The sequence below is a fragment of the Marinifilum sp. D714 genome, from assembly GCF_030851345.1.
GTDB lineage: Bacteria > Bacteroidota > Bacteroidia > Bacteroidales > Marinifilaceae > Marinifilum.
On sequence record NZ_JALPNU010000024.1, the window covers coordinates 50,183 to 60,672 of the forward strand.

At 34.8% G+C, this 10,490-nt stretch carries 11 protein-coding genes; 3 read left to right on the top strand and 8 right to left on the bottom strand.

The features are described from left to right. Positions 1 to 188: 188 nt before the first annotated feature. Together ftsH and rsfS are read right to left on the bottom strand one after the other, a co-directional pair. Positions 189 to 2,213 carry an ATP-dependent zinc metalloprotease FtsH gene (gene ftsH / locus M0051_RS16555; RefSeq protein WP_306742631.1) on the bottom strand — a complete coding sequence of 675 codons (2,025 nt, stop codon included), beginning with the start codon at positions 2,211 to 2,213 and terminating at the stop codon, positions 189 to 191. Between the two features lie 16 nt (positions 2,214 to 2,229). Next, positions 2,230 to 2,613 carry a ribosome silencing factor gene (gene rsfS / locus M0051_RS16560; RefSeq protein ID WP_306742632.1) on the bottom strand — a complete coding sequence of 128 codons (384 nt, stop codon included), beginning with the start codon at positions 2,611 to 2,613 and terminating at the stop codon, positions 2,230 to 2,232. Positions 2,614 to 2,826: 213 nt separating this feature from the next. Between rsfS and M0051_RS16565 the strand changes: the two genes are divergently transcribed. Continuing rightward, positions 2,827 to 3,576 (top strand): biotin--[acetyl-CoA-carboxylase] ligase, encoded by a 750-nt coding sequence (locus tag M0051_RS16565; RefSeq protein ID WP_306742633.1) that lies wholly within the window; start codon positions 2,827 to 2,829, stop codon positions 3,574 to 3,576. Between the two features lie 76 nt (positions 3,577 to 3,652). Here the strand turns inward: M0051_RS16565 and M0051_RS16570 are convergent, their stop codons facing one another. The 4 genes from M0051_RS16570 to pyrE all read right to left on the bottom strand — a co-directional run bounded on the left by M0051_RS16570 (position 3,653) and on the right by pyrE (position 7,724). Next, positions 3,653 to 5,989: a TonB-dependent receptor gene (locus tag M0051_RS16570; RefSeq protein ID WP_306742634.1), complete on the bottom strand. Its 2,337-nt coding sequence runs from the start codon at positions 5,987 to 5,989 to the stop codon at positions 3,653 to 3,655. A gap of 108 nt (positions 5,990 to 6,097) precedes the next feature. Beyond that, complete coding sequence (locus M0051_RS16575) at positions 6,098 to 6,424, bottom strand: hypothetical protein (RefSeq protein WP_306742635.1); 327 nt, start codon at positions 6,422 to 6,424, stop codon at positions 6,098 to 6,100. A gap of 83 nt (positions 6,425 to 6,507) precedes the next feature. Next, positions 6,508 to 7,005: a hypothetical protein gene (locus M0051_RS16580; RefSeq protein ID WP_110361056.1), complete on the bottom strand. Its 498-nt coding sequence runs from the start codon at positions 7,003 to 7,005 to the stop codon at positions 6,508 to 6,510. A gap of 86 nt (positions 7,006 to 7,091) precedes the next feature. After that, a complete protein-coding gene (gene pyrE, locus M0051_RS16585) occupies positions 7,092 to 7,724 on the bottom strand; it encodes an orotate phosphoribosyltransferase (RefSeq protein WP_306742636.1) in 633 nt (210 codons plus the stop codon). A 93-nt stretch (positions 7,725 to 7,817) separates the two neighbouring features. On the opposite strand from pyrE, the gene M0051_RS16590 reads away from it, so the two are divergent. Then, complete coding sequence (locus M0051_RS16590; protein WP_306742637.1) at positions 7,818 to 8,411, top strand: NUDIX hydrolase; 594 nt, start codon at positions 7,818 to 7,820, stop codon at positions 8,409 to 8,411. A 17-nt stretch (positions 8,412 to 8,428) separates the two neighbouring features. Next, positions 8,429 to 8,929 carry a hypothetical protein gene (locus M0051_RS16595; RefSeq protein ID WP_306742639.1) on the top strand — a complete coding sequence of 167 codons (501 nt, stop codon included), beginning with the start codon at positions 8,429 to 8,431 and terminating at the stop codon, positions 8,927 to 8,929. A 67-nt stretch (positions 8,930 to 8,996) separates the two neighbouring features. Here M0051_RS16595 and M0051_RS16600 read toward each other — a convergent pair whose 3' ends face one another. Both M0051_RS16600 and M0051_RS16605 read right to left on the bottom strand, forming a co-directional pair. Next, positions 8,997 to 9,779 carry a hypothetical protein gene (locus M0051_RS16600; protein ID WP_306742640.1) on the bottom strand — a complete coding sequence of 261 codons (783 nt, stop codon included), beginning with the start codon at positions 9,777 to 9,779 and terminating at the stop codon, positions 8,997 to 8,999. Next, positions 9,769 to 10,490, bottom strand: a 722-nt coding sequence (locus tag M0051_RS16605) for a hypothetical protein (protein ID WP_306742641.1), incomplete at its 5' end; no start/stop codon positions are given. The genes M0051_RS16600 and M0051_RS16605, both read right to left, overlap by 11 nt.

Here is a 10,490-nt window from a genome sequence, read left to right on the forward strand (position 1 = left end):
AATTTGTTCAGTTAGTGTTTCAGCCTTCAAAAGTAGTGTTTTTTCACGACTTATTTGAGTAAGATCTTCTGAGATGATATATTAACGACATCATACAGATGGTTTGTCATCATATTTTTAAAATATGTCAAAAAGAAAAGCTGGATGAACATCTATCATCCAGCTTTCAAATATTTTATTAATGCAGTTTAAACTGCTTTACTTTCATTATCATCTTCAGCTGTTGGAGGAACAATTTTTTTTTCTTCTACCTCTTTTCCTTTTCCGAAATTTCTTTTCCCAAAAATTTCTTCAAGATCCTCACTAAAGATTACCTCACGCTCTAAAAGAAGTTCAGCCAATTTGTTGTGACCTTCTTCATTGTCCCGAAGAACTTGCTTTGCTCTTTCATAGCTACTTTCAATCAATGTTTTTACTTCTTGATCAATTAATTCAGCTGTTTTCTCACTGTAAGGTTTCGAGAAAGAGTAATCAGACTGACCTGATGAATCGTAGTAACTTACATTACCAACCTTATCGCTCATACCAAAGATCGATACCATTGCAATTGCTTGCTTGGTTACTTTCTCCAAATCGTTTTGAGCACCAGTTGAAACTTTACCAAAAGTAATTTCTTCGGCAGCTCTACCGCCAAGAGTAGAACACATTTCATCAAGCATTTGCTCTTTGGTAGTAATACTTCTTTCCTCAGGAAGATACCAGGCAGCACCAAGAGCTTTACCACGAGGGACAATGGTAACTTTTACCAAAGGATGTGCATGTTCCAGCAACCAAGAAATTGTTGCGTGACCAGCTTCGTGATAAGCAATTGTCTTTTTCTCTTCTACAGAAATTATCTTGTTTTTCTTTTCAAGACCACCAATAATACGATCGATCGCATCAAGGAAATCTTGTTTTTCAATAAGATCTTTTTTCTTTCTAGCTGCAATCAAAGCTGCTTCATTACATACATTGGCAATATCTGCACCAGAGAAACCTGGCGTTTGCTTTGCAAGAAATTCCTGATCAATTTTTGGATCAAGTTTTAATGGTTTTAAGTGTACATTAAAGATTTCTCTTCTCTCATTTAAATCAGGTAATTCAACATGAATCTGACGATCGAAACGACCTGCACGCATTAAGGCGCGGTCAAGAATATCAGCACGGTTTGTTGCTGCCAAAATGATAACACCTGAATTGGTATCGAAACCATCCATTTCTGTTAATAACTGGTTCAGAGTATTCTCACGCTCATCATTAGACCCCATATTTGGGTTTTTACCACGAGCACGACCAATTGCATCAATCTCATCGATAAATACAATACAAGGCGCTTTCTCTTTGGCTTGCTTGAACAAATCGCGAACACGGCTTGCACCAACACCAACAAACATTTCAACAAAATCAGAACCCGACATACTGAAGAAAGGCACGTTTGCTTCACCAGCAACAGCTTTTGCCAATAAGGTTTTACCAGTTCCAGGAGGTCCTACTAATAATGCACCTTTAGGAATTTTACCACCTAATTTGGTATATCGTTGTGGATGCTTCAAGAATTCCACAATTTCTTCTACTTCTTGTTTGGCTTCGGCAAGACCTGCAACATCATTAAAGTTTACATTGATATTTGATTCCTTATCGAAAACTTTAGCTTTGGATTTACCAACGTTAAAGATGTTACCACCTCCTCCACCGCCACCGGCACCACGGCTCATTCTACGGAAAACATAGAACCAGATTCCGATAATCAGAGCAAACGGAAGTATCCAACCTATAAAATCACCAAAGTAATTTTCGTGAGTGGTATATTCAGGTTCAACCCTGTCGTATTCAGAAATTCTTTCCTGAGCTTTATTCAATTGCTCAGCAAACTGCTCAATAGAACCAATCGGGAATGTGTAATGTGGACCTGATTTGGATGGTGAATCAAAACTAGATTCGAAAAGATCAGGATACTTGTCTAAACTTTCTTCTCTTAGGTAAACGTTAACTTCTAAAAGATTTCTGATCACAACAATTCTGTCAACATCCTGGTTGCGAATCATTTCATTTTTCACCTTTTGCCAGCTGGTTTCTTTTGGATTTTGTCCCAAATCCAGCAAGTTAAGGGCAATAAAGGCTACTGCGATTAAACCATAAATCCAATAAGCATTGAATTTAGGAGGCTTAATCATATTGTTTCCATTTTTCCCTTTTGAAAAAGGAGGTTTATTTTGATTATTATTCTCTGTCATTCTTTTTAGTTAAAGGTTATTGATTAGGCTGAGAATCCTCCATTCGGGTTATTGGAGCATCTGCCCATAAACTTTCTAATTGGTAAAAATCTCTATATTCTTTTTGGAAAATATGAACTACAACATCCGCGTAATCTAAAAGGATCCATTGTGCATTTTGTAATCCTTCTTTTTTCCATACTTTTTCGTTAATTTTTTCTCTTACGTAATCTTCAACGGAATCAGCTAAACCTGTAACATGCGTAGTAGATGTTCCATTACAGACTATAAAATATTTACATACCGAGCTGTCGATATTTCTTAAATCTATTTTTACAATATCTTCTGCCTTCTTCTCTTGCAATCCTTCAATAATTGCCTCAACCAGCTCCTCTGAGTTATACTCCTGCTTTTTTGTCATATTTTAATTTTACTTACAAAGATAATTTTTTTTTATTCTCAATAACTTCCTTTTGCATATTGCTTGTCGAAAGTGATATAATTTACTAATCTACCGATTTTATAACCTTTCAAGGGTTATAATTGTTTAATCTTTCTTCTTATTTTTGTCGATCAGGAATGTATTATTTTTAAAGATAGTAATTCCACAAATCATAAACCAACAAGCAATTACATGCAGCAAAAATTATTTACTCCCCAATTGATTGTACGTAAAAACGAAATAAATTCCACAAATAATTTTGCCTTGGAATTGATAAAATCCGCAAATCCTGCATGCGGAACTGTCGTTTTGACATTAAATCAGACAAAAGGCCGTGGACAGCAAACAAATTCTTGGGAAAGTGAAAGTGGCAAAAACCTTACCATTAGTATAATTCTGAGGCCAGAATTTTTGCCAATCTCTCAGCAATTTAATATTTCGAAGGTAATTTCTCTTGGTGTATATGATTATTTGAAAGAATATTTGGAGGATGTATTTATTAAATGGCCAAATGATATTTATGTGGGAAATAAAAAAATTGCAGGAATCTTAATAGAACACTCCATATTGGGATCTGTACTGAGTACATCGATATGCGGCATTGGTTTAAATATTAACCAAAGCAAGTTTGTATCAGATGCTCCAAATCCAATTTCTCTTTCAAATTGTACAAATCAGGAGTATAATTTAGAGGCAGAGCTTTCAAAATTGTTGGATAAAATTGAGAATAGATATTTTCAACTTAAGGATGGTGATAAAAACCAATTGGAAGAAGATTATTTAGACACACTTTACTGGATGAATGAAACTCATACTTATGAGGATGAAAATGGTGTGTTTAAGGGAGAAATTGTTGGAATTACAGAATGGGGACAATTGAGAATAATTGCAGAAGGCGAGGAGAGAATTTACAATTTTAAAGAGGTGAGTTTTATTAAATAAGTATAGCTTTAATACCAAATAAAAAACCTGATAGATATTTCTTGTCTATCAGGTTTCTTTATTATATCGGATTCTTTTATAGATTGAATGACAATTTTACATTCACGTTTCTACCCGGATTATAAAATCCCAAAGGTTTAAGACTCGACAAATGATCTGTATAAGTTTTGTCAAACAAATTGCTTACACCTGCCAATAGTTTTGCATCAAAGCTTCCAATTTTAAAAGAAGTTCCTGTCTGAATATTAAACAGATGATAGGCTGCAGTTTTGGTTTCAAACTGAGCAGGATCGTTTTGATCCATAGCATATTTCCATTCAAATTTTATAAAAGGATTCTTAAATTGCTTGTTGCCTTTACCAAAGAATTCCAGACTTGTATTCAACTTGTGTTGTGGAATAAATGGCAATCTTCCGCCATCATCTTGCTTACCAATTACCATTGAATAGTCGGAATGAATTTTTAGGTAATCTACTGGAACTACATTTATTGCGATTTCACCTCCATACAATTTCGCATCTTGTTGATCGTAGGCATAAACAAATCCATCTCCTTCAGGTGCAGGTTCGTCAGTTGGTGCAAGGTAAATAAAATCATAAACCTTATTGTAGAAAAGTGAAAAATCGATATTGTGACTACTTGTATGATAATGCAGACCCAAATCGGTTTCGAAACTTTTTTGAGCATCTAGGTCGGCATTTCCTTCCTCGAACCTGTTACCATGAAGACCATGTTGTGAAAGTTCAGCCAAATTTGGTACACGGTATCCTGTAGCAAAGTTGGTTCTCATTAATAATGATTCAGAAAGATGAAATGTTGCACCTAAGGAAGCATTCAGGTTATCAAACTTACGATTGATATGCACCATTTCCTCTTCTTCATGATGCTCACCTTCTTCCTCATGATGTTCTTCTCCCTCTTCTTCGTGGTGATCACCTTCCTCTTCATGATGCTCATCTTCTGGTTCTCCGTGGGAGTGTCCACCCGCTTCTTGTTCAGGAACGTAAAGAGATCTGTGATCATATCTAAGTCCCAATTGAATATCGGCTTTGCCAATTTCTTTTTTCAGCAAAGAGAACAAAGAAAAGTCATCAATTTTCGCATCAGGAATAATTCTATTTGGAGCTCCCTGGTTTTTGTTGGATTGATGCATGCCTTGAATTCCAACCAAGAACTCTGTGTTTTCTCCTGTTGGGAAGTACAACTTACTGTCGTAGGTGAAAGTTTTTAAGTCCATATCCACCAATCGGAAATGCTCCGAATTAGGATTACCTTTTAATTGTCGGTTATTGAATTGATATGCTGCATTTACTTCCAACTTGTAATTACCCAGAAATAATCTGTTTCTCGATGAAATAAGGTGTTGAGTTAAATCCTGAAACCAATAGTGGTTCTTTCGATTGCCTTCACTTACTACCTCTAAAGCTTCACTGTTTGTCATACCTAATTTAGGCTGTAGGTAGTCGTAATAAAGTTTAAAGCTACCAAAGTCTTTAATCAAACCTAAACCCAATTGTAAGCCTTCTGAATTGAAACGGGTATTTGGTACATAGTCACCATTTCCGTCTTTGTAATCGCGATGAGATTGTTTTGTTGCTCTTAGCATCCAGAACAAACTGTTCGAACTTCCTTTTACGCCAATGTTGTGATTCCACCCACTGGATACAGAATGAAATTCAGAAGAAACATCAGCTTGGACTGAATTGGCTGGTGCAGGTTTTTCGCGAAGGATATTAATCACACCACCCATTGCATCCGATCCGTAAAGTAATGAGGCAGGACCTTTTATTACTTCGATATGATTTGCTCCTTGTTCATTAACCAAAAATGGATGATCGGTTGAGAACTGGAAATTTTCTAATCGAACTCCATTGTTTAAGAAAATGATGTTGTTTAAGGATAATCCTCTGATGACAGGAGTACTTACCGCCGGACTTCTTGAGATTACATCAACACCTGGTATGCTGGATAGCTTTTCTCCAAGCGATGGACTGACCAATTGTTCCAGTTTTTCCTTGTTAAGAACTGAAATTTTAATTGAGTTTTCGTGCTGAGCAGAAGGAAAACCACCAGAAACGACAATGTCTTGTGTGGTTACTGAGGTAAATTCCAAATCAACATTGAGTTGAGTGTTTTCGGATTGAATGTTAATGGTTTTGATAATTGATTCGTAACCAACAAAAGAAAACTGAACCGTTAACTTCCCTTGTGGAAGATGTTCCAATACATAAGTACCATCAGAATTACTAACTGCACCTTTTTGTAATTCAGGTACAAAAATACTTACTCCAGGTAGGGGAGTGCCATTGTTTTGATCTGTAACAGTCCCACTTAATTTGTTGTTGCTTATCTCTACTGATGAGAAAGCGTATAAAGGCAATAGTAATAATACTGCCAGAAAATATCTGATCATAATTTGAAAAGAGTTTTTTGATTTGGTAAAACACAAATACAAGTCGATAAGTGATATCAACATAGATTCACTTCAAATGCATAATTTAAGACTTGTTTTTTAAGGCATTTATATTTCAAAAAACTCAGGAGGAGCACGTAAGCTAAAATCAAATCTCGGAGGAGTTTGAATTTTAATGGTTTGTTTTGCTTTGTGGGATATCAGTTCAATACTACTAACAGCAGGTATATGAACCATATCAGTAGAATCAAAATAGAAGTAGTCGAAATCCTGAATAGCACAAATGTCAGCTACATCAGGTGTGTGATTTGTACAAGAATGACAATGATGCTCGTGATTAGGGAACATCATGTGCTGGGCTTTAATTACAATTGGCAGAACAAATGCCATTGCAAGTAAAAAACCAAGAATTCTATGTCTACTATTTAGATTCATTTAAAACAAATCTATTCAAAAAAATGGAAGGCACAAAAAAAGCCGTTGAGTTATTCAACAGCTTCTTTTGATCAAGTTTGATCTTATTCCATATTCTGAAGTGCACTGAAAGGAATTTGCGTCAATCCTTCTGCCAATTGATTGATGCCTTTTTCCAATTTCTTTTTCAGCATCATTTTCATCATAGCATTTAATTCAGCATGCACGGTTAGTCGCACTCTAGTGTCGTAAGGGCCCTTATCAATTAGTTGAATCCATAAATAAAATTCGAATGGACTTCTTCCGTATCCAGTTAATTTTAAGGTTTTATTTTCTTCTTTCTCGACAAATTGTAATCCAGCTTCACCGAATCCTTTAATCACAAATGTACAGTTGTCTTCAGTTGCTTCCCAATGTTCGATGTGTTCTTTAATGTTCATCTTCTTTTTGGTTTGAGCTTCAATTTGCTCTTGCACCTGAGGATTTTCTGCAGCCAGTTCAAAAACTTTGGCAATTTTTCTAAAATCTGATAAGAAACCATAAACATCGCCTACCAGATGTGGAATCTTATGTACTTCACTTACAATTTTTGTTGTCGACATTAGCCTTCGTATTAAGAATACAAAAGAGGGTACTCCATAGGAATACTCTCTTTTCTAAAATTATTTTTTTATCGGAAAACCAGTGATTAAACTCCCCAGCTTGCCGGATCTTTTCTCCATTCTTTCAATTGATCAACATCTTCAGCTTTAATGTATCCAATTTCTTGAGCACGATCAATCATGATATTGTAATCACTTAAAGTATCAAGCTTACAGTTGTTTTCAGTAAAATTATCAACTGCTTTTTGGAAGCCATAAGTAAAAATAGCTACCATACCTAATACTTCGCAACCAGCTTCTCTTAAAGCCTGAACCGCTTTTAAGCTACTACCGCCAGTCGAAATTAAATCTTCGATAACTACAACTTTTTGTCCTGGCTTAATTTCACCTTCAATTAAGTTGGTCATTCCGTGAGCTTTTGCCGATGAACGAATGTAAACCATTGGCTTGTTCATTTCTTCAGCAACTAAAGCTCCCTGAGCAATAGCACCTGTTGCTACACCTGCAATTACTTCAACTTCAGGATATTTTTCCATTACAACTTCAGCAAAAGCTTTCTTAATATAGGTTCTAACCTCTGGGTAAGAAAGGGTTTTACGGTTGTCACAATAAATAGGAGATTTCCATCCCGATGCCCAGGTAAATGGGTTTGTTGGTTCTAGTTTAATTGCCTTAATTTGTAGCAAATATTCAGCGACTTGTTTAGCAGTATTTTGCATACTTTCTCTGGATTTATGGATTGTTATATGAATTCAAAATACGGAAATTCAAATCATTATGTTTTTCCGATGTGTATTTAAAATCTACCGCAAATGTATAAAGTATTTTTTAAAGATCGATTGATTTTTTTAGGCGATAAAAACGAAAGTGTAAATTTTGAGGGAATGGTTTATGCATGGACGGAAGAAGAATCTCTGGAAGGATTAATTCATCAGTTTGATGAGGAAGAACACAGAGAGCAAATTTTTGTGGTTGCCGACGATCTTGAAGCGCTTTTTGCTCACTTTAAATCGTGCTTTAAATATATCGAAGCCGCAGGTGGAAAGGTATACAATTTGAACGATGAGATTTTAGCCATTTACCGATTGGACAAATGGGATCTGCCAAAGGGAAAAGTGGAGAAGGGTGAAGCAATTCCGGAAGCAGCCATTCGAGAGGTGGAAGAGGAGTGCGGAATTTCAGGAGTCGTGATCGAAAAGGAACTCAATTCAACCTATCATACCTACTGGATGAAAGGCAAATTTGTTTTAAAACGCACCTACTGGTATCAAATGACTTATTCAGGTTGTGAAGAATTGGTTCCTCAAGCCGAGGAGGACATTCAGGAAGTAAAATGGTTGGCCCAGGATAACTTGGAAGCATTTATAACCAATACTTATGCTTCTATATTGGAAGTGATCGGATAATTTATAAAAATTGAAGAATGCTTGATTGGAGAATTTTGGATTGGAAAAAGAAGCTCAATAAAAAGAGCAATACCGAATTGCTTGATTTATTTAAGGAGAGCAATAGAATTAATATCGATCCACAGATATATGCGGGTAATTTACTATTTGAAAGAGGATACAATCCTGCAGAACTGCTAAGAATAAAGAATGACCTTAAAGATGCTATAGAAGCTGCATTTGAGAAAATGCATGGAAAAAGTCATTTAGAGATTGTTAGGGAAAATGTGATAAGAGAATTGTTTTATTGCACAATGTTGGCTGTTTTTCTCACATTGGGTTACAGCAGACAAGGCTTTATTAAGTTTGATGATTTATTTGAGAGTAATATTATAGTATATGTGGTTTTGGTTTGTATTTCCTTCCTTCGTATGCTTTTTATCAAAAGAAGTAATCAAAAAGCAATTCAGAAATATCAAAAATCCTTTCAGGAAAAGCAGGAATTAATTTCTAGGATTGATAGGGAATTGAAGTTTTAATGAAGATGTTTAATGTTGAAAGAGGCTGCCCAAAAAGTTAAATTAAACAGCCCCTATTGATGCAAAATTACTCTATCCAAGTAGCCTTACTTTCCAAAATAATCCATTTGTTATTCTTTTTCTTTAAGATTGCTTCTCCTCCCTGACATCCAACTATAAAATCAACTTTGGCTCTATCAATATTCTCATTAAAACTAATAAGTCTAATGTATGGAGCAGATATAATATTCCAATGTTTAAGATTCGAATCTAAATCAATAGGAAAATACTTTTCGATTCGTTTAATTTTTAAGTCATCATTCGAAAGTGTAGCATTTGGGTTAACCTCTTGAATTGTTTCATTATCATCTTTTTTACCTAGCTTATTTAGAAAAGTATTATAGATTTCCTGATGAATTGAGCTAGTGTATAATATGGATGATTTTGGCAAATCAGTGGGAGGTCTAAAGTTCGTAATGGTATCAACATTACTTCCATCTATGTAAAATTTAATGGTGTTTTGGATTACATAGTAGTTTTGAGGACCGCTATAATCCTTTTGCCAAGAACCTAATTCATCTATGTCCTTTGGTTGGTAAATAGCCTTAAAGATTGCGAAAATCGACTTGCTTACTTCATTCTGATTTATAAAATCAACACCATTAGGTTGAAATTTTCGGTTCCAATCAACAAGAAACTTTGTATACAAGGATTCATTATTTTTAGAAAGACTTTTTGCCAACTGAGAGTATAGAGAATCTCTTATTACAACAGGAGTATGTTGTTCAGGATCTATTTTTAACGGTACTTTCTCTTTACAAGATATAGATGTAAATAAGAAGAAAATTATTATATACGTTTTATTTTTCACAGTTCAGATTCCTTTCTCTAATAAAATCTATAGTATTTTGAATTTTTTGCTTTTCTTTTATTGGCAAACTCATATGTAATCCAGCCCAAGATAAATTGATATAATATGACATGTCTAAAGATCTTCCATTTAATCTATCAAATTCTTTTAGTGCATTTGCCATTATTGGTATATAATGATCTTTCATTAATTTATGGTGATCTGTTTCAGCAATACCCTTATTGTATTTAATATATGAATAATATCTTGAGATAAAGTTATCTCCACTGACATATTGTTTTCTCCATAAATGAGCATGTATCATTTCATGTATAATTGTTCTGTATATTTCAATTGGAGCTTTATTATTAAGATTGTCTTGATTAATCTTGATAAGATATCCTCCCTCTTCTTTGTTTGTTGTTCCATTAGCTACCTTACCATTTTCGCCAACTAAATTAGAGGCAACTTCTATTTTAATATCTTGTGGATTATAACTAACTCCAGAGAAACTTGCAAAAACAGAAGTGATTAATGAATTGTTATGGTTAACTGAGATGTTGTTTATTTTACTCCAAATACAATTTAGTTTTTCATTCTCAAGAAATTCTTGAGATGTATTCACAGGCGGAGCAGGAGATGGGCTACCGCTACTACCACCACCAAGAGGATTGGAAATGTCACCAATAAAAGGCTCATGTCCACCGTCCGATTCGCGAGGATCATCAAATG